Annotated in this window: 13 protein-coding genes; 3 read left to right on the forward strand and 10 right to left on the reverse strand. The window is 68.0% G+C overall.

Annotated features, from left to right (window positions below):
• Window positions 1-45: 45 nt before the first annotated feature.
• The gene (locus tag F3H57_RS04480) at window positions 46-924 is read right to left on the reverse strand and encodes a hypothetical protein (protein WP_149754676.1); all 879 of its coding nucleotides are present in this window, start codon (window positions 922-924) and stop codon (window positions 46-48) included.
• Between the two features lie 113 nt (window positions 925-1,037).
• On the opposite strand from F3H57_RS04480, the gene F3H57_RS04485 reads away from it, so the two are divergent.
• On the forward strand, window positions 1,038-2,945 hold the full coding sequence (locus F3H57_RS04485) for a hypothetical protein (protein ID WP_149754677.1): 1,908 nt from the start codon (window positions 1,038-1,040) through the stop codon (window positions 2,943-2,945).
• A 145-nt stretch (window positions 2,946-3,090) separates the two neighbouring features.
• The gene (locus F3H57_RS04490; protein WP_149754678.1) at window positions 3,091-4,026 is read left to right on the forward strand and encodes a glycosyltransferase family 2 protein; all 936 of its coding nucleotides are present in this window, start codon (window positions 3,091-3,093) and stop codon (window positions 4,024-4,026) included.
• 3 nt (window positions 4,027-4,029) lie between these two features.
• Here F3H57_RS04490 and F3H57_RS04495 read toward each other — a convergent pair whose 3' ends face one another.
• The 9 genes from F3H57_RS04495 to rfbC form a co-directional block, all read right to left on the reverse strand.
• Complete coding sequence (locus F3H57_RS04495; RefSeq protein ID WP_149754679.1) at window positions 4,030-7,638, reverse strand: Ig-like domain-containing protein; 3,609 nt, start codon at window positions 7,636-7,638, stop codon at window positions 4,030-4,032.
• An 80-nt stretch (window positions 7,639-7,718) separates the two neighbouring features.
• Complete coding sequence (locus F3H57_RS04500) at window positions 7,719-8,924, reverse strand: type II secretion system F family protein (protein WP_188129598.1); 1,206 nt, start codon at window positions 8,922-8,924, stop codon at window positions 7,719-7,721.
• Entirely contained in the window at window positions 8,921-10,483 is a 1,563-nt protein-coding gene (locus tag F3H57_RS04505; protein ID WP_223162949.1) for a GspE/PulE family protein, read from the reverse strand. Before F3H57_RS04505 ends, F3H57_RS04500 begins: the two co-directional genes overlap by 4 nt.
• Window positions 10,484-10,566: 83 nt before the next feature.
• Window positions 10,567-11,616, reverse strand: coding sequence for a CgeB family protein (locus F3H57_RS04510; RefSeq protein ID WP_149754680.1), 1,050 nt, complete (start codon window positions 11,614-11,616; stop codon window positions 10,567-10,569).
• Window position 11,617: 1 nt separating this feature from the next.
• Complete coding sequence (locus F3H57_RS04515; RefSeq protein WP_149754681.1) at window positions 11,618-14,530, reverse strand: glycosyltransferase family protein; 2,913 nt, start codon at window positions 14,528-14,530, stop codon at window positions 11,618-11,620.
• A gap of 289 nt (window positions 14,531-14,819) precedes the next feature.
• Window positions 14,820-15,689, reverse strand: a complete 870-nt coding sequence (gene rfbA / locus F3H57_RS04520; RefSeq protein WP_149754682.1) for a glucose-1-phosphate thymidylyltransferase RfbA — start codon at window positions 15,687-15,689, stop codon at window positions 14,820-14,822.
• Window positions 15,686-16,543 carry a dTDP-4-dehydrorhamnose reductase gene (gene rfbD, locus F3H57_RS04525; protein WP_149754683.1) on the reverse strand — a complete coding sequence of 286 codons (858 nt, stop codon included), beginning with the start codon at window positions 16,541-16,543 and terminating at the stop codon, window positions 15,686-15,688. Before rfbD ends, rfbA begins: the two co-directional genes overlap by 4 nt.
• 63 nt (window positions 16,544-16,606) lie before the next feature.
• Window positions 16,607-17,659: a dTDP-glucose 4,6-dehydratase gene (rfbB, locus tag F3H57_RS04530; RefSeq protein ID WP_149754684.1), complete on the reverse strand. Its 1,053-nt coding sequence runs from the start codon at window positions 17,657-17,659 to the stop codon at window positions 16,607-16,609.
• Window positions 17,660-17,663: 4 nt separating this feature from the next.
• Window positions 17,664-18,230, reverse strand: a complete 567-nt coding sequence (gene rfbC / locus F3H57_RS04535; protein ID WP_149754685.1) for a dTDP-4-dehydrorhamnose 3,5-epimerase — start codon at window positions 18,228-18,230, stop codon at window positions 17,664-17,666.
• A 200-nt stretch (window positions 18,231-18,430) separates the two neighbouring features.
• On the opposite strand from rfbC, the gene F3H57_RS04540 reads away from it, so the two are divergent.
• Window positions 18,431-19,486 carry a DUF2793 domain-containing protein gene (locus F3H57_RS04540; RefSeq protein ID WP_149754686.1) on the forward strand — a complete coding sequence of 352 codons (1,056 nt, stop codon included), beginning with the start codon at window positions 18,431-18,433 and terminating at the stop codon, window positions 19,484-19,486.
• Window positions 19,487-19,587 lie beyond the last annotated feature (101 nt).

Raw genomic sequence — 19,587 nt, forward strand, 5'->3', positions numbered from 1 at the left:
CCCGGGGGATCGTCCGGGGCACGCCGCTGCGCGCGGGACCGGCCCTCAGCTCGGCTGGGTCGGCGCGTGGCGCGACAGGCCGGCGCCGCCGATCGGCGCCAGTATCCGCCGCATCCGCGCGAGGCCTCTGTCCCGTCGCGCGCGGTTCGGCAGTTTGCGGACCGAGGCCACGAGTTGGGCATCGTGCTGCCACCACGGCGTCAGCACCTCGCGGGCGACGGCGTTACCCGCGGACAGGCGCTGGGATCGCGCGGTGTTGACCTTGCCCTCGCTCGCCGCTGCGGCGCCGCGCCGGCGGGCATGCGCCTCGAGCGCATGGCGGAAGGCGACCTGGTCGTCGGACAGACCGACGATGGCGAAATCGCGCAGGGCGGCGCGCGCGCGGTCGAGATCCGCTTCGCCGACCGGCCGGCCCTTGGGAGCGTCCTGCGGCGTGACCATCCGGACCTGGAGGTTGTCGAAGAGGCCGTCGTCGCCGGCCTCGGTCAGCTTGGCGACCAGCGCGGCGAGGCTGTCGCGGTCGTCGAAATCGGTACTCTCGAGCGCGGTCACGATACGCGTGTGGGATGGGGCGAGCCGCGCCTGCGTGCCCGCGTCGATGCCGAGGTTGAACCGGTCCATCCAGTTGATATGCGACACCAGCCTGGTCCAGGGATCGCGGAGGACGGTCGCGGCGGGATAGAGATCGGACAGGCCCGTGAAGCGCCATGAGGCGTAGGCGATATGTCCGCTCACCGCGTCGGCGCGCATCGGCGGCGCGACCCGGTCGCGGATCGCGTTGAACCAGCTTTCGGCATGAATGATCGCGCTGTCCTGCCAGATCGCGGAGATTGCCGTGTTCTGCGCCGACCCGGAGGTCTTGGGAATGTGCAGGTAGAAGATCGGAGCTGTTTCGCCGATCGGTGTGAAAATTTCCCGGCGCATAGGTGGTTCGGGCTCCTCGCGCGTCAGAATGGAATTGACGGTTCGTTCAATGCAGAAAGCCGGCGTCCAGTGTATAGCGCACGGCGTCACCCGGCCGAAAGGGAGAATACCCGATGTCCATCTCACGCCGCCGACTTGTCGGCCTCGCGGCCCGAACCGCCCTCGCCCAGGCCACCGGCGGCGGTGCCCATGCGCACCTGCTGTACGAGGCGCAATACGGCGCCGCGCCCGGGCCGGGGGGCGGGGCGATCTTCGCCACCCGGCAGGCGGCGGCCGCCGCCGACACCGGCGCCGCAGAGGTCCTTTGGGTCGGCGACCTGGTATACCGCCCATCGGCTGAGGCCGCGCCGGCGCTCGTGACCGCGGACGGTCAGGGCTGGGTGCCGGCCGGGCCGGTCTTCCTCGATCACTGGGACGTGGACCCGAGCGGGGAGGCCGACGCGACCGATGCGCTTCAGGCCGCGATCGATTTCTGCATCACCGCAGGGGTGGGCGAGTTGAGCATTCCCGACGGCATCTTCCGCATCCGCGGCGTGACGGTGGGCGGCCCGCTGCACATCGTCGGCAACCCGCGGTCGGCCATCTTCCGCATGTTCGACCCCGAGGGCACGGCGTTCACGTTCGACGATACCCATTCGGGCATGATCGGCTGCCGCCTTCAGGGCAACGACCGGGGCGGCACCGGTGTCGCCTTCGCGCGGGCCGACCATTCCAAGGGCTCGGGAATACTCATCGGAACCGAGATCGAACGCTTCCGAATCGGGGTGCACAACCGCGGCCGCGGCGGGCTGAATTTCGACCGCATCCAGGTGCTCGGCTGCTCCCGCGCCGCGGTCGAGAGCGCCGGCAACTTCATGGAGTCGCGAATCACCAATTCGACGCTTTGGTGTTTCGGAAACGGGGGGGATGCCCTTGTCGTCGACCGCGAAAGCGACGACATGGTCAATCCCGAAGGCTGGGTCGTGGCGCATTGCACGATTCTGGCCACCGGCGGCTCGCCCTTCGTCTGTCGCGCGGCTTTGTCGGTGCGTCTTTTGGCCTGCACCTTTTCCGAAGGGGTGAAACCGCTCCTGATCGAAGGCGGCCCGAACGCGATCACGGGCCTTCAGTTCATCGGCTGCTGGCATCAGATCCAGAGCCCCGAAAAGCTGCCGACGATGCTGGTGCGCGGCTCCCGCATTTCCAATATCCACGTGATGGGCGGTCAGATCATCCACGAGGCGGGCGCCTCGGGGGTCCGCCTCGAAGGGCCCGGCCCCCAATCGATCCGCTTCACCGACGTCGATTTCCGTGTCGGCCGGAGGGACCGGGAGGCGCTCGCCGATACCACGATCGGGATCGAGAACCGGGGCGCCAAGGCCGTCTTCGTCACCGGCTGCACTTTTCGCTACTACGTCGAGGGTGCCCGCAACGTGGCGGAGAGCGAAGGCGCCGTGACCCGGTACGACGGCAACCGCTTCACCGTGCCGCCCTTCGACGACCTTTCGCCGGCCTCGTCCCTCGGCGTGAACTTCGGGGCCGGAAGTTCGCCGGCAGTGGGCAACTTCACTCTCTTCGTGCAGGACGGCGCGCCGGAGGATCCGGCGCTGGCCTTCCAGTCGCGCCCGGGAACGGGGCTGTGCCGACGCGGCGACGGCATGGCCTTCGTGCATGACGGGGCGATGGGGGCAGGTTTCGACCCGCGGGGCGTGATCGTCCCGCGCAGTGGCGCCCTTTGCGGGCAGGCTGAACGCATGGAGGCGGACACCGCGATCAGCTTCGAACCTGAGTTTCCTGCCGGCATGATCCTGGTGTCCACCGAGGACGCCGCCTGCGAATTCCGCTACTCGGTCGATGCGCGTCGCGCCGAATGCGTGCCGACGATAGCCAACCCGCCAGTCGACATCGCTGCGGCGTCGGGGGTGCTCGGCGGGCGCGACGGGCCGCCCGGAACGCTCAGCGTCTCTGCCCATCGCGACGGGCGCATCTACATCGAGAACAGGCGCGCTCCCGGCGCGGTCCGTATCACCCTGCGTGCCTGAGCGCCGGCTTGCCCGGGCGCCGGATCGCGCCTACACCGAGGGTCCGGGGCGCGGTGTGCCGCACGGCTCCCGGGCAGGAAGGGCGAGTATCTATGGCGGTGAGACGACAGCGTGACACAGGCGCGGCGGCAGGACGGCCAGCCCCGTGACGCCGGCCAATCCCGCCCCCCGGATTCACGTGCTGCTCGCGGTCTACAACGGCGGTGCGCACCTGGCCGAGCAACTTGGCAGCATCGCCGCCCAGACGCATCCCGACTGGCAGCTCATCGCAGCCGACGACGGCTCTTCGGACAACAGCCGATCGGTACTCGAAGCCTTTGCCGCAGACCACCCTGTGACGGTCCACGAGGGACCCCGGCAGGGCGCCGCGGCAAATTTCCTGGCGCTTCTGGGCCATGTGCCCGAAGCGCCGGACACCTGGATCGCCTTCGCCGACCAGGACGACATATGGCTCGAGGGCAAGCTTGCGCGCAGCTACGCCGCGCTGCGGGATCTGCCGCCGGACCGCCCGGCGCTTTATTGCAGCCGGAGCTGGATCACCGACGCGGACGGGCAGACCCGGCGGCTGTCGCCGCCGCGGCCGCGGCCGACCGGCTTTCGCAACGCGCTGGTGCAGAACGTGGTCGCGGGCAACACGATCCTGCTCAACCCGGCGGCCTCGGACCTCGTGCGCGCGGCCGCGCGCGAGGCCGGCCGCGTGGTGGTGCATGACTGGTGGGTCTATCAGATCGTCACCGGAGCCGGTGGCCGCGTGGTGCACGACGACGAACCGACGCTGCTCTATCGTCAGCACGGCGGCAACCAGATCGGCGCCAACGACAGTGCCCGCGAACGCGCCAAGCGCATCCGGATGATCCTCGACGGCACGTTCCGCGCCTGGAACGAGACCAATATCGCCGCGCTCCGCGGCTCCGCCGCGCGGCTCACGCCGGACAATCGCGCCCTCCTGGAGGATTTCGACGCGATGCGCCGGGCCGCCCTGCCCAAGCGCCTCTGGCGGCTCGGGCGTATGCGGCTGTACCGGCAGAGCAATATGGCGACCGCCGCGCTCTGGCTCGCGGCGGTGCTGGGTCGCCTCTGAGGGCTACGCCACGTCCATGACAACTTCGGTCAGGGCGAGGTTGTCGATCGTCACCGGGCTGCCATCGGCCGCTTCGAGCGTGGCGTAGTAGAAGTCCTCCGTACCCGAGAACGTGATCTGCTCACCGGGCGCGACACTCTGCGTGTATTGCCCCGCTTCCTCGTAGACGGCGTAAATCTGGTAGATGGCGAAGCTCGCACCTTCCGACACGGTCACTATCTCGTAGCCGACCGTGTAGAGTTGCAACGTGACGTCCGTTGGCGTTCCGGTGTCCGATGCAATCCCGGCGACAAACTCGAATTCGTCGACCGCCGTGCCGAACGTGGCCGGGTTGTTCGCTATGTATAGGTCCAACTGCGGCCGGACTTCCTCGTCAGAAGGCGGGGCAGGGGGGCTCGAGGTCGAGAAGGCCTGGTAGACATATGGCCTCGCCTCCAAATCGCCCGCGGCCCCCGCACCGAAGATGCCGAACGGGTCGACGCCGGTGACCACGGTCTCGCCCTCGTCGCGACCACCCTCCTCGGGATCCTGGGGCTCGGGCGCGGGGCCGAGGATCTCCTTTTCCCGAGCGAGCAGAAGCTGCGTGCCGCCATCGTCCGCAAGGTTGCCGGTGAGGTCGAGCCCGAGCCGCGAGGCCGCGAGCGCTGGCACGTCGACCACGGAAGCGCTGCCGCTTAGCCTATGGTCGCCCAGAAACCCGATTGACGCGGTCGGGCCGGTATCGGGCACCTCGATATCCTCGAAGGTATACAGCACCGACGGATTCACCTCCGCCGCGTCCAGGAATTCCAGTGTGATCCGGCCCTCGGACGTGAATTCGCCATCGCTGACGGTGAAGTCGAAATGCCCCAGCTGAGATTCACCGTCCTCCAGCGGAATATCGGCGAAGTCGATGGTGACGATGGCTCCGCCCGGCGTGGTGGTGGTGTCGAATTCGAACGGCAGCGCGTCGGCGACGCCGGTTTCTTCGTTCCTGAACAAGTAGAAGGGGCCCGGCGTCACGTCGAGTTCGGTATCGGCCGTCTCCGCATCCGACAGGAAGTCGTAAAGGTCGAAGCTCAGGCTGGTTGGTGCGTCCGGCCCCTCGGCGTCGACCTGCACGAGGCCCGGTCCGGCATAGTTGCCGGCGTTGTCCCTCTGCACCGGATAACCGTCGATGCTGAAGGCGAACCGGGCGTCCGGCGCGGTGTTGATGGGAGCGTCGGGGTCGTCGAGCACCACGTCCACCGCGAATCTGGTCGCAATCGTGTCGGTGCCGCCGGCTTCCTGAAGCTCGATCTCGTAGTTCAGGGTGACGGTCTGCCCGTTCAGGCTGTCGTCGTCGAAGAGAACCGAATAGGGATACTGACTGGCATCGAACGACAGCCCGCCCTCGCCGAAGGTCGCCGAAACCACGGTCGGATCGGCGATTGTCATCGCGCCGATAGATGGCTCGTCGGAGCTGACGTTGAGCGACACGACCTCTTTCTCGACACCGTCGGGATCGGTGATGAGCTTATCGAACGGCACCAGGAGCGGGCGTCCGTCGGCCTCCGTATACGTGAAGACGGCGTTGTCGATGGCGGTCGAGGCGATCGGTTCGGGCGGCTCCGGCGTGACCTCGTCGGCGCCCTCGATGGTCAGTTCGAAACTGCCGGTCTGGGACGTCGTGCCGTCTGTGACGTCGTAGGAGACGGTCGCCGTGTACGACTCGCCCTCGTCCAGCTCAAGCACTTCGGGATCGAAGGTGAAGCCGGTGTCGTTGAAGGTCGCGGGAATCACCAGAGCGCCGCGCTCGATCTGGATGTTCGAGAAGGCGAGCGCGTCACCGTCCACCTCCGTCACCCGCGCCCCGAGGTCCACCGTGGCGATGCCGTCGTCTTCCTGCACCGTCTGGTCGGCCTCGGGCGAGGTCTGCAGGATCGGGGCGTCGTCGACGGGTGCGATGTTCACCGTGACCGTCGCGGTGTCGGTAAGCCCGCCGCTGTCCGTCATCTCGTAGGTGAACGTGGCGGTGCCGGTGGCGTTCTCCGCCGGAGTGAACAGGATGGTGTTGTCACCCTGCACGACGGCGGTGCCGAGCGTGGCGCCGCTGGTGCCGGTGACCGACAGCGTGTCGCCTTCCCGGCCGATATCCACGTCGGTGTCGTTGGCCAGCACGTCGATCAGGATCGGCGTGTCCTCGATCGCGGCGATGGTGTCGTTGTTGGCGACGGGCGCATCGTTCACCGGCGTGACGATGACCGTCACAGTCGCGGTCGCCCGGGCGTTGTTGCCGTCGTTGATGGTGTAGGTGAACGTGTCCGTGCCGTTGAAGTCGGGAACCGGCGTGTAGGTCAGGCCGCCGCCCGCTTCGGTCGACACCGACCCCCACGGCGGCGACGTGGTGCCCGAGATTACCAGGGGGTCCTTGTCGACGTCGCTGTCGTTGGTGCGGGGATCGAAGGAAAGCGGCGTGTCCTCGGCGGTGGTGACCGTGTCGTTGCCGGCGACAGGCGCGTCGTTCACCGGGTCCACGGTCACGGTGACCGTGGCGCGATCCGTGCCGCCGTTGCCGTCCGAGACAGTGTAAGTGAACGTGTCCGTGCCGTTGAAGTTCGCGTCCGGCGAATAGGTCACCCGGTTGTCCGTGCCCACCGAGAGCCAGCCGTTGGAGGCGCCGCTGGCGCCGGTCACGCTCAGCGTGTCGCCCTCGACGTCCGTGTCGTCGTCCAGCACGTCGATGACGACGGAGGTGTCCTCGTTCGTGCGCGCGATGTCGTCCCCGGCGACCGGAGCATCGTTGACAGAGGTCACCCCCAGCACCACCTGCACCCTTTCAGCCGCGCCGGTGGTTCCGTCGAAGACCCGGTAGCTCAGCGTCTCGGTCCCGAAGAAATCGTCGTCCGGCGTGTAGAGGATGCCGCCGCCCTGTGCGACGGCGGTGCCGTTCGCGGCGCCGGTGACGTCCGTCACGCTCAGCGTATCGCCGTCGTAGTCGATGTCGTTCGCGGTCACGTCGATCAGCGTGGGGCCGGCATCCTCGGCCAAAGTGACCCTGTCGGCCCGCCCGATGGGCGCGTTGTTCCCTGTCAGGTCGAGCCTCAGGTCGTCGAAGACCACGGATTCCACGTTGAGCAGCCGGTTGCTGCCCTCGTCGCCGTCATCGGGGTTCAGGTCGGTGACCAGCACGAAGGTCGGAGAAAGGCGGTCGATACGGAAATCGAAGATCGATCCGGCGATCCGCACGACGTCGGTATCCTCGCCGCCGAGAACGGAATCGTCCCCGCTGCCGGGGTGAAACAGGTTCGTGCCGCCGGTCGCCGACAGCACGTCGTTGCCGGAGCGGCCCAAGAGCGTGTCGTCGCCCTCTCCGCCGAAGAGCGCGTCGTTGCCGCCGTTGCCGGAGAGTGCGTCAGCCCCGTCCTGGCCGAAGATGAGGTCCTGCCCGGAATTGCCACGGATCGTGTCGTCTCCGGCTCCGCCATAGATGGTATCGGGTCCGCCGAGCCCTTCGATGCTGTCGCCGCCGTCCGTGCCGGTCAGGAAGTCGCCCGACATCGTGCCGCTGATCCGGGGGGTGGTCGCCGCGATCTCGCGCGTGCTCGCAGTATGCCAGAGCGGCGCCTCTGTGCCGGGCTTGCGATAGGCCATGCCCTCTCCTCGGAGTTTGTTGTTGTTTCCTTGTCGTGCAGGAAACTATCACCGGATCCTCGACTTAGGGTAAAAATACGTCAGTTTGCGACCGCCGCTTGCAGATCGAAGATCGGCAGCAGCACGGCGAGCACGATGACCAGCACCGCAGTGCCGACGATTATCATCAGCAGGGGCTCGATCAGTGCGGCGATGCGCTTGCGTTCGGCGCGCAGGCCGTTCTCCACCAGCACTGCGGCGCGGGCCGCCATGCGCGCGACACGCGCCGACATCTCGCCGGCCTCGACCAGTTGCCGCGCCACGGGGGGCACGAAGCTGAGTCGTCCCATCGCCTGTGCGAGGCTCTCGCCGCGGCGCACCGCTTCGGTCGCGGCCTGCGCCTCGGTGCGGAAGCGGGCGACCGACAGGACCTCGCCGGCGCTTTCCGCCGCGGCGATCACCGCCTGGCGGGAGCCCAGGACCAACGCCAGCGTGCGCAGGTATTGCACCGCCGCCGACAGCCGCATCAGCCGGCCCACGAGCGGCAGCCGCAAGGCCGCGCGGTCGCGCCCGGCGCGCAGGGCCGGCACGTTGGCCGACAGCGCCCAGAGCGCGGCAAGAACCGCGCCGAGGATCGCCAGCGGCACCGGATGGCTCTGGATCCATCCCGAGACCGCCAGCACGTATTGCGTGATCTCAGGCAGCGGCCGGCCCGACAGCGCGAACATCTCCACGATCTGCGGCGCGACCGAGGTCATCAGGATCCCGCAGACCAGCAGCGCCACCGCCGCGACGAAGCCGGGATAGACGAGGGCGGAAGCGATCTCCGCCCGTTCGGTGCCCGCCGTCTCCAGGTGGTCGGCCAACTCGCCCATCACCGCCGCGGTATCGCCCGACCGCTCGCCGGCACGCAGGGCGGCGATGTAGTAGCGCGGCCAGCCTGCGCCCGTGGCGGCCAGCGCGTCCGACAGGGCCGCGCCTTCCATCACGGAGGCCCGCGCCCGTGCCGCCATGGCGTCCATCGCGGTGCCCGTTCCGCTAGTGCGCACCGCCTCGAGCGCGGCTTCGGCGGGAAGGTCGGCGCCAAGAAGAACGGCCATCTGCCGGGTGAACACCGCCTGCAGCTCGCCCGAGAGGCGCGCGCGTCGTCGCCTGCGTGTCGCAGCCTCGCCGCGCATGTCGATCGAGGACACGAAGAGGCCCTGCGCCGCGAGGTCCTGCGCCGCGCGCGCCTCGCTCTCGGCGACGACGGTGCCGCTGCGGCGGCGTCCCTCCGCGGTATAGGCGGTGTAGGCGTAGGCCCTCACGCCAGGTCACCGACCACGCGCATCGCCTCGGTGAGGCCGGTCTCGCCGGCGGCGACGCGCGCGAGGGCCTGTCCGGCCAGCGTCTCGCGCGGTTCGAGGCCCTGGCGGCGCAGCTCGCTCTCGCTCCGGCCCTCGTCGATGGCGGTGCGCAGGCGGTCGGTCACCTCCAGCATCTCGAAGATGCCGACCCGGCCGCGATAGCCGGTGCCGCCGCATTCCGCGCAGCCCCCCGCCTCGTGGATGGTCAGCGGCATCGCCAGCCCGTGCCGGTCGAAGATCTGCGCCTCGCCCGGCGTCACCGGGTGCGGCCGGCGGCACTCGGCGCAGAGCCGCCGCAAAAGCCGCTGCGCGATAACCCCGCGCAGCGTCGCCGCCACCATGAAGTTGTCGATGCCGAGATCGCGCAGCCGCACCACCGCCCCCACCGACCCGTTCGCATGGAGCGAGGAAAACACCAGATGCCCGGTCAGCGCCGCCTGCGTCGCCACCGAAGCGGTCTCGCCGTCCCGGATCTCGCCCACGAGGATCACGTCCGGGTCCTGCCGTAGCGTCGCGCGCAGGCCGGCGGCGAAGGTCATGCCGATATCTGCGTTGATCTGGCTCTGGCTGATCCCCGGCAGATCGTATTCCACCGGATCCTCGACGGTGACGATATTTCGCTCCTCGCGGTTGGCGAGCTTGAGGAGCGAATAGAGCGTCGTGGTCTTGCCCGACCCGGTCGGCCCGGTTGCGAGAATGACCCCGTTCGGCAGCGCGGACAGCCGTTCCAGCAGCGCGACCTGCGCCTCCGACAGCCCCAGCGCGTCGAGCGGCACGAGCCCGGTTGAGCGGTCGAGGATCCGTAGCACCACCCGTTCGCCGTAATTGCCCGGCAGCGACGATACTCGCGTATCGATCAGCCGCCCGCCGAGCCGCAGGGGAATGCGCCCGTCCTGCGGCAGCCGCGTCTCCGCGATGTCGAGCGCGGCCATTACCTTGAGCCGCGAGACGATGCGCTTGGTCGGCACGTCGGCGCGGTCGAGAACGGTTTGCAGGAAGCCGTCCACCCGCATCCGCGCGCGCAGGCCGCCCTCGTAGGGCTCCACGTGCAGGTCGGAGGCGCCCGCCAGCACCGCCCGGCGCAGAAGCTGGTTCACAAGCTGGATCACCGGCGCATCCTCGGCCTCGTCCAGAAGGTCGCGCTCGGTGTCCGGGCGCGTATCCGCCGCCACGTCGAAGGACAGCGCGTCCGTGCTCTCGGCCTCGGCACCGTCCTGGTAGAGCCGCGCAAGCGTGGCCTCGAACGCTTCCGCGTCCTCCTCATTGATCTCCAGCTCGGGGCCGCCGCGGCGCCGCGCTTCGCGCAGGCCCATCTGCGTCGCCTCCGGCGACAGGATCAGCCGCGCTCCGTCGAGCGCCACGCCATTGTCGCGCGCGAAAGCGAAAGGCAGGCGTCCCGCGCCGAGCGTGCCGTCGCGTCCGTGCGGCGTATGTGCAGGCTCGGGTTCCACCTCGGGCGGAGCGGTGGCCGCATCGGCGATGAGGGCGGAAGGGGTGGAGGACATGCGATCCCGGGACATCTCTGGCCCCGGCACAATGCTCTGCCGGGGCGTCCCTTCGCAAGGCCGCGATTGCCGTCCGTAGCGGCCGCGTGTCCGCCGCGTCAGCCGTCGAGCGCGGCGAGGCGCTTGTTGGTGACGGCCTCGACATGGCGCTGCATCTCGACATGCGCCTCTTTGGACAGGTGTCGCGGCGTAACGTATTCCAGCAGCTTCAGCAGACGGTGTTCGTAGCAATGTTCCGCGATCGCACGACGCTGCGCGGCCAGGGCCATGGCGCGCCAGCGTTCCGGATCGGCCGCGATATCGCGCGCGGCGTCGTAGCCTTCCTGGCCCGACTGGACGAGCCGGATCTCGGTCTCGGGGGAGAAGTAATCCTCGATCTCGAAGGACACGAATTCGCAGATCTGCACGGTCCCGGCGAGCGCCGCCTCGAACAGCCGCGGCCCCGGCGTCGTCGACACCAGCTTCTGACGCTCGTTGGCGATCATCAGGCTGCGATGCAGGTAAAGAACGAACCGCGACCGGGCGTAGAGATCCTGCAGCATCGTATGCGTCAGGTCGAGGTCGATCGCCTCTTGCCCCAGCGTCTTCCACTGTGCCCCGGCGAGGTGCAGAGTCAGAGGCTGCATCGCCTCTATTTCCGCCGCGCGCATGTCTTCCACGAAGATCTGCCGGTTCTGGTAGGGTGCGCCGCAGAAGAAGATGTCGATGCCGTGCGCGTCGTAGGCCTTCATCGGCCGGAAGTCCTGTTCGTAGCTCCCGCCAAGCGGCAGATGGTGCACGTCCTCGCGCTCGAGGGCCAGTTTCGTGCTGGTGCCGTCGTTGGAGAGGAAATAGTCGAACTCTCTGGCCCGCCAGGCGAAATCGCGTTCGTACGGGTCCTCGGTCGACCAGAAAACCGAGGCAGCGCCCGCGCGGCGGGCGAGGCCCGGCATCTGTTCGACGGCATTGGTGGCGTCGCTGAGAGAGCCGAGGAAGACCAGGAGGTCGGTGCCATCGAGGCTGCCCGGCTCCAGCACGTATCCCGTCGGCATGACGTGGAGTTCGCAGTTCGGGCCCAGGTTGCGGGCCGCCGAGGCCATCGCGCTCAGGATGTGCTTGTTCAGCGGGTGCGACAGGATGGAGGACGTCAGAACGATACGAAACGGCATGTCACTTCCTGTTCGCCGGGCGTTTGGTCATGTGGCCGGTCACGGTGCGCAGGGCGGTCAGCGCCACGACGCGCCCCTCCGGTGTCAGAAGGCCCACGCCGATGCGGACGCGTCCGCTGAGATCCTGGTTCGGGTTGGCGATGTGCGCGACCGAGAAGAGGCCCCATTCGGTCGCCTCTTCGCCGAAATACTCCGCCAGGTCGCCGCGTTTCTCCGTCCGGGCTTCGAACAGCGCCCACATGTCCGACCCTTCCGATTGCAGCGCCACGACCGGCCTTGCCTTCGCGGGATCGGCGATTTCGACCGGCAGTTCGTCGAACTTGATCCAGCCGCGGATGTTCAGCGTGTCGTCGACGAAGACGTCCTCTTCATGGTCGAGCCCGTCGTGGCCGTCGATCCGGGCGGGCGTTGTCGCGTTCTTTGCCAGATCGATGCGGTCGACATTGCCGCGCAGCGTCTCGACCATGGAAAGGCGTGCTGCCTCGTGGTCGGTCCAGTACGGACCACGCACCGCGACCGGGCGCACCGGTTCCTGCGGCGGGGTCGCACCCGTGCGGGTCCATATGTCGCGCCGCGCCGCCCGCCCCAGAACGTCAACGGTCACCGGCGCCGGGGCGATCTCGGGCATCGGCCGCGCACGGTTGCCCGAGGTCCGGACCAGGACGTCGGCAAAGGCCTTCTCGTATTGCGCCGCGGCGCGCGGGGGATCCATGAACAGGCCCTCGGTGGGGATATCACGCAGATGCTCGAAGCTCTGCGGCGACTTGGCGATGTAGTCGAAGACCGCTGCCAGAGAGCTGGGGTTCTGCGGATTCACCTTCACGCCGTTCTTCATGTGCACCACCCGCTCGCCGAGCGCGCCGATATCGGTGACGATCGGGACCACGCCCATCGCCCAGGCTTCGGAAAGTGTCTGGCAATACGTCTCGGGCCAGGTCGACAGGTGCAGGGAGAAATCGTAAGCGGTCAGGTCGAGCGAGCCGGGCGCATAACGGCCATGGAAGGTCGCCCGGTCGCCCACAGCCCTTTTCACCCGCGTTTCGATGTCCTTGTTCATCGACCCGTGGAAGTGCAGGTGGCCCTTGAACTCCTTGAGCGCTTCCAGCGCCTTGATCAGATACGGCCCGCCCTTGTGCGCGGCCATGTTGCCCAGCAGCACGAAGCTCGGCTCCGAGGTCAGCGGTCGCCGTTTGGCGCCGGAGCGGAAGACCTTGTAATTGGCCGAGGGCAGCGGCGCGTGATGGATGCGGACGGAGGGATGATCCTCCAGCCCGGGGAACGCGGTTTCAAAGATCTTCCGGCCGGCATCGGAGATGTGGATGATCGTCTCCGCCCCCTGCAGCACGCTGAAGAAAACGCTGTGCCGACGCATGTAGGCGCCGGGCGAGACATCCCAGATCTTGGCGGTCAGGCGCTCCATCTCGTTCAGGCAGTCGATCTTTTCGCCCATGAAGTTGCCGTCGCCGTCCGCGAGCGTGAAGTTGCGGAAGATCATGTAGTAGTCGTGCAGCGATACCGTGTAGGGCACGCCGAGGGCGCGGGACACGGCGGCAAGCGACGGCGGCACTTCGCGGAAATGGAAGAAGTGCGTCAGATCGATGTCGTATTTCTGCAGCATCTCCGAGAAGAAGCGCTCGAACGCGTTGTGCTGCAGCAGGACGGAGGTGTCAGACACCGGCGTCTCGCGGCTATCCAAAGTGTTGTAGTCCTTGTCGAGCAGGACCACGTCGCGCCCCTTCTCGGACGGGTGCGCCCAGAAGAAATAGATATCGTAGTTGGCCGAGAGATAGCGGGCGACGATTTCCTGGTGCAGCTCCAGCCCGCCGAAGGCGTTGTCGCCCCGGATGTTGTGCACGACGAACAGGATCTTCTGGCGCCTCGCGGGAGCGGCCGGGGCCTTGGCGGGGGCGAGGCCGGTCGGCGCCTGTCCGGCGGTGGCCGGGGCCGTGTCGCCCTTGGTGCAGACGTCGAAGATGCTGGTCAGGCGGTGGACATAGGTGTGCTTGGCCGCCACCTTGGCCTGGGCGCGGCCTGCCGCCGCTGCACGCCCCTCGGGATCTGCAATCCACTTGCGCAGCGTGTGTGCCAAGTCGGTCACGCCATCGCAGCTCGGCACTTCCTTGTCGTCGAAGGCATCGCGCAGGCCCGGCGTATTGACGCTGAGCTGGAACGCCCCGCGGCCGGCCAGTTCGAACACCCGCGGGCCGGGATAGGTCGCAGACAGCGCCTCCGCGCTGCGGTCGGTGCCGCCGAAGGCGCGGTTGAGGTCCAGCGTCACCCGCGAGCGCGCGGACATCTCCAGCATGTCATCGAAGGCCAGCGTGCGCAAATAGGCGCTTTCCGGCAGGTTAAGCGGGAACGGCGGCAGGTGCGGGTTGTAGGTCAGGCTGATCCGCCAGTCGAGGTCCGGGCACAGTGTCAGCAGCCGGTTGAGCTGCACCACGCGGTTCGGCCAGGCGCTGCCGCAGAAGAACACGTCGTAGGACTTGCGGCTTTCGTCCGGCACGCCGCCGGGATGAACCTCGCCACCGAGCGGCAGAAAGTGCGCCTCCCCGTCATACTGCGGAACGGCGACCGGTTCGTTGGTGAAGACATGATCGAAGATCCGCGCGTTCGTCACGTTCTCGGACATGTTGTACGGATCGTCGAAGAGCCACAGTGCCATCGTCCGGGTATGCAGCCGCGCCGCGCGCAGCACCGCGGTATTGAGGCGCTGGCCGTCGATCACGAGCAGAAGAGGTGCCTCCTCCGCACGGCAGGTGGCGATCACATTGTCGTAGGTCGCGTAGTGCACGCGGTCGCGACCGAGCATCTCGCGAGCCGCATCCAGGATCATCTTGGTGATGTGAATGTTGCGGGTGTGGGTGTTCGAGTTGAGCACCACGAGCCCGCTATGAGAGCCAATTCCAGTCATGCCGCGTGTCCATCGCACCAAAAATGTTGCGGCTCTTCGGTCTCACCCGCGGCAAGCCCAAGCCTTGAGTATACTGTCTTCGGGTATGATGCGCCGTCTGCAAGCGCAAGCTCCATTTCGTGCAGTCCGGGCGGGCGGCGCATACCTGGCATGAGAGGCCGTGCCGGGGTCGCCCGGTCGCCTCCAAGCCGCAAGGGGCGCATTTCTCTGCTGCGATCGGGTCCGAACGGGTGGCTCCTCGACCGCCGGTTTCGCTCTACGGCGTACCGCCTGTAACCACGGGCCGGGATCAGGTGAGTGAGCGCAGGTACCTGCCGTAATCGTTCTTGCGGAAGAGCTGCGCGCGTTCGTCCAGATCCGCGCGATCGATCCAGCCGTAGTGATAGGCGATCTCCTCCAGGCAGCCGGTCTGCTGGCCCTGGCGCTTTTCCAGCGTGCGCACGAAGTTACCGGCGTCGAGAAGGCTCTCGTGCGTGCCGGTGTCGAGCCAGGCGTAGCCGCGGCCCATCCGCTTCACGTCGAGCTTGCCCTCGTGCAGGTACATCTCCAGCAGCGTGGTGATCTCGAGCTCGCCGCGATCCGACGGCTGCACGTGGCGGGCGCGCTCGGGGGCGGTGCCGTCGAGGAAGTAGAGCCCGGTGACAGCGTAGTTCGATGGCGGCTGTTTCGGTTTCTCGATGATCGAGGTCGCGCGGCCGTCGTCGTCGAAGGCGACGACGCCGTAGCGTTCCGGATCGGCCACATGATAGCCGAAGACGGTGCCCCCGGTCTCCTTTTCATCGGCATCCGCGAGAAGCTCGGCAAGCGAATGGCCGTAGAAGATGTTGTCACCCAGCACGAGCGCCGAGGGCGCGCCGTTGAGGAATCCCTCAGCCAGGAGGAAGGCCTGTGCCAGCCCGTCGGGTGAGGGCTGCACGACGTATTCGAGGCTGACGCCCCATTGCGAGCCGTCGCCGAGGACACGGCGAAACTGGTCCTGGTCTTCGGGTGTAGTGATCACGCAAATTTCGCGGATGCCGGCGAGCATCAGCACCGACAGCGGATAGTAGACCATCGGCTTGTCGTAGACCGGCAGAAGCTGCTTCGAGACGCCCATGGTGATCGGGTAGAGCCGCGTGCCCGACCCGCCGGCGAGAATGATGCCCTTGCGCTTGGTCATGCCTTGGCTCCCAGCTCTTTGAGGATGTCGGACAGGCTGTGCCGCCAGTCGGGCCGGGCGATGGCGAAGGTCGCTTCCGTCGCACTGTTGTCCATGCGCGAATTGGCGGGGCGCGCGGCGGGCGTGGGGAAATCCTTCGTGGGGATGTCGACGACCTCGGGGGCCAGTCCCGCCTGCGCGAAGATCTCGCGCGCGAAGTCGGCCCAGCTCACGTCCGGTCCGCCGGAAAAGTGGTAGGTGCCGGTCTTGCCGGCGTCGTCGGCCAATTGCCCGGCAATCGACAGGCACGCATCGGCGATGTCGGCGGCCGCGGTCGGCCCGCCGATCTGGTCGGCGACGATGGTCAGGCGGTCGCGCTCGGCACCGAGCCGCAGCATCGTCTTGACAAAGTTCTTGCCGTGCGCCGACACGACCCAGGAGGTGCGCAGGATCGCGTAGGTCGCGCCACTGGCGCGCACCGCCTCTTCCCCGGCCAGCTTGGTGCGGCCGTAGGCGCCGAGCGGTGCAGTGGGCGCGTCCGTTCCGAACGGCTCCGCGCCGTTGCCGTCGAAGACGTAGTCTGTGGAAATGTGCACGAAGGGGATGCTCTTGGCCGCCGCCGCGCGGGCCATGGCCGCCGGCGCTTCGCCGTTGATGACCAGGGCCTCGGGCTCCTGTTCCTCGGCGGCGTCGACCGCGGTCCAGGCGGCGGCGTTGACGACCGCGTCCCAGTCTCCGCCCTCGATCGCCGCGGCGCAGGCTGCCGGATCCGTCAGGTCGGCCTCGTCGCGGCCGAGGCAGCGCACGCGATCACCGCCCTTGCGCGCCAGCTCGGTCGCGACCTGACCGGTGCGGCCGAAGACCAAAATGGTCATGCAGACCCCCTTTCCGTCGATATGCTCAAAGTATTCTGCCGATATTCAAAAGGTACTGTCCACTCAACCGCCGGTGCCGAGCCGCTCGCCAACGCCTGCACGGTTCTGAAGCGCGCGCCACCATGCTTCGTTTTCGAGGTACCAGTCCACGGTCTTTTCCAGCCCCTGTTCCAGCGTCACGGAAGGCCGCCAGCCCAGTTCCTCGCGGATGCGGGTGGGGTCGATGGCGTAGCGCAGATCGTGGCCCGGCCGGTCGGTGACGAAGGTGATCTGCTCGGAATAGGGCTGGTTGCCCGGCCGCTTGGCATCGAGGATGCCGCAGATCGTGCGCACCAGCTCGATGTTCTGCGCCTCGTTCTCGCCGCCGATATTGTAGCTGCGCCCGATCTGCCCCTTCTGCACGACCGTCAGCAGCGCGTCGGCGTGATCTTCGACGAAGAGCCAGTCGCGCACGTTCTCGCCCTTGCCGTAAACCGGGATCGGCGCGCCGGCGAGCGCTTTCAGGATCACCACCGGGATGAGTTTTTCCGGGAAATGGAACGGCCCGTAATTGTTCGAGCAGTTGGTCAGCACCACCGGCAGCCCGTAGGTTTCGTGCCACGCCCGGACGAGGTGATCGGACGACGCCTTGGACGCCGAATAGGGCGAGCGCGGATCGTAGGGCGTGTCCTCGGTGAACTGCCCGTCGGTCTGGGGGTCCGGGCCGAGCGATCCGTAGACCTCGTCGGTGGAGATATGGTGGAAGCGGAAGCTCTCGGGTCTGCCCGCCTCGGTCCAGTAGGCGCGGGCGGCCTCCAGCAGGTGGAAGGTGCCCATCACGTTGGTTTCGATGAACGTGCCCGGCCCGTCGATGGAGCGGTCGACATGGCTTTCGGCGGCCAGGTGCATCACCGCGTCGGGCTTGTGCGCAGCGAAGATCCGGTCGAGCGCGGCCCGGTCGCGGATATCGGCCTTCTCGAAGGCGTAATTGGGATCGTCCGCGACCTCGGCCACGTTGTCGAGGCAGGCCGCATAGGTCAGCGCATCGACATTGACGACCTGGTGCCCGGCACGGACCGCCTGACGCACGACCGCGGATCCGATGAAGCCGGCACCGCCTGTCACCAGAAGCTTCATGGCCTCAGCCCTCCCACGTGAACGGGGTGTCGAAGTCCGCGAGCCGCTGCGCCGCCTGGTCCTTTTCGGACAGAAGCGCCTCCGAGGCGTCGATGCCCCAGTCGATGCCGATGTCGGGATCGTTCCACAGGACCGCGCCGTCGCATTCGGGGCTGTAATAGTCCGAACACTTGTAGACGATCTCGGTGTCCGGCTCGCGGGTGACGAAGCCGTGCAGGAAGCCCTTGGGCACCAGAAGCTGCTTGCCGTTCTCGAACGACAGCTCCACGCCGACCCACTTGCCGTAGGTGGGCGAGCCGCGGCGTACGTCCACGGCGACGTCGTAGAGCCGCCCGCGCCCGCAGCGCACCAGCTTGTCCTGCGCCATCGGGGGCGACTGGAAGTGCAGACCGCGCACCGTGCCGACCTTGGCCGAGAGCGAGTGGTTGTCCTGCACGAAGTCGAAATCGTAGCCGGCCTCCGCCATCCGCTTGCGGTTCCAGCTTTCGCTGAAGAAGCCGCGCGCGTCGCCGAAGCGTTTCGGGGTGAGGATCACGACCCCGGGCAGGGCGGTTTCTTCGATCTCGAGCATGGGTGCGGTATGTTCTCTTGGGTGGCTCATGAGGGCATTTCGCGCACCCCTTACACCGTTTGCCCGGCCTCGGAAAGGCCGCCGGAACCGTGCTGCATGAACACGCCGGCGCGGCGCAACGCGCGCGACTTTAGGGCAGTGTTTGGGGTGGCGCGGCAAGGGTCGGGCGGCCAGAACAGAGCTGCCCGAAAGGCCCGCCAATGTCCGACACCTCCCCGATCCTGTCGTTGCCCTATCTCGCGCCCGCACAGGCGCAGAAGCATGTCACCGTAAACGAGGCGCTGACGCGGCTCGACATCCTTGCCCGGCTGAGTGTGGCCGCCTTCGCGGCAGAGACGCCGCCGGAACAGCCGGCGGAGGGCGATGTCTACGCGCTGGGCGCCGCGCCGACGGACGCCTGGGCCGGCCAGCCGCCGGGGACCGTGGCTGCCTTCACAGGGGGCGCATGGCTGTTTCTGGAGCCGGGCCCGGGCTGGTTTGCCGTCGCGCGGCAGACCGGCGAGGCACTGGTCTGGACCGGCACGGACTGGAGCGCGTCGCCCCTCGGCATCGCGGAGGCCGACCGCCTCGGCGTCGGCACCACGGCCGATGCGGGCAACCCGCTCGCCGTGGCGGGGCCCGCGGCGCTCTTTACCCATGCCGGCGCCGGACATCGCGTCAAGGTGAACAAGGCCTCGGCGGCCGATACCGCATCGCTGCTGTTCCAGTCAGGCTGGTCCGGCCGGGCGGAGATGGGGCTCGCCGGGTCGGACAACTGGTCGATCAAGGTCTCTGCCGACGGTGCGAGCTGGACCGAGGCGCTGGCGATCGACGCCGCCACGGGGCGGGCCTCGGGCGCCGCGGTGCAGGCCTCGCCCGCAGACGCCTCGCCCGGCAAGCTGATGCGCGCCGATTACGGCTACGGGCCGGCGACGCTTGTCGGGACGGTGTCGCAGGCGGGCGGCACCCCCACCGGCGCGGCGATCGAGACCGGAACGAACGGCTCCGGCACCTGGACACGCTTCGCGGACGGCACGCAGATCTGCCACCATGTCGGCCTCGCCACCGCGTCCGGCGCGGTGGCGACATGGACCTATCCGGCGGCCTTCAGCGCCGCGCCTGCGGTCACCGCGACGCCGACCTCGGGCGCCACCGCGCGGATTGTCACCCTCGGCACCCGGACCGCGACCGCGGTCGAGCTGCACAGCTTCGACATCTCGGGCGGCGACGCGGTGTCGCCGTCCTGCGACGTGGTCGCGCACGGGCGCTGGTTCTGAGGAAAATGGCTGTCTTCGAACCTAGACTTTAGGAAGGATATGAGCGCGGGGAGGCTTCGGCTAACACTTTCTGTCGTGGCCACCCGCGCGTGGCACGCCCG

The sequence above is a fragment of the Roseivivax sediminis genome, assembly GCF_900112685.1.
Classification (GTDB): domain Bacteria; phylum Pseudomonadota; class Alphaproteobacteria; order Rhodobacterales; family Rhodobacteraceae; genus Roseivivax; species Roseivivax sediminis.

Coding starts and splice junctions, on each gene's coding strand:
- F3H57_RS04540 (WP_149754686.1), top strand. CDS start 18,431: ATGTCCGACACCTCCCCGATCCTGTCGTTGCCCTATCTCGCGCCCGCA.
- F3H57_RS04495 (WP_149754679.1), bottom strand. CDS start 7,638: ATGGCCTATCGCAAGCCCGGCACAGAGGCGCCGCTCTGGCATACTGCG.
- F3H57_RS04505 (WP_223162949.1), bottom strand. CDS start 10,483: ATGTCCCGGGATCGCATGTCCTCCACCCCTTCCGCCCTCATCGCCGAT.
- F3H57_RS04510 (WP_149754680.1), bottom strand. CDS start 11,616: ATGCCGTTTCGTATCGTTCTGACGTCCTCCATCCTGTCGCACCCGCTG.
- F3H57_RS04485 (WP_149754677.1), top strand. CDS start 1,038: ATGTCCATCTCACGCCGCCGACTTGTCGGCCTCGCGGCCCGAACCGCC.
- rfbA (WP_149754682.1), bottom strand. CDS start 15,689: ATGACCAAGCGCAAGGGCATCATTCTCGCCGGCGGGTCGGGCACGCGG.
- rfbD (WP_149754683.1), bottom strand. CDS start 16,543: ATGACCATTTTGGTCTTCGGCCGCACCGGTCAGGTCGCGACCGAGCTG.
- F3H57_RS04480 (WP_149754676.1), bottom strand. CDS start 924: ATGCGCCGGGAAATTTTCACACCGATCGGCGAAACAGCTCCGATCTTC.
- rfbB (WP_149754684.1), bottom strand. CDS start 17,659: ATGAAGCTTCTGGTGACAGGCGGTGCCGGCTTCATCGGATCCGCGGTC.
- F3H57_RS04515 (WP_149754681.1), bottom strand. CDS start 14,530: ATGACTGGAATTGGCTCTCATAGCGGGCTCGTGGTGCTCAACTCGAAC.
- rfbC (WP_149754685.1), bottom strand. CDS start 18,230: ATGCTCGAGATCGAAGAAACCGCCCTGCCCGGGGTCGTGATCCTCACC.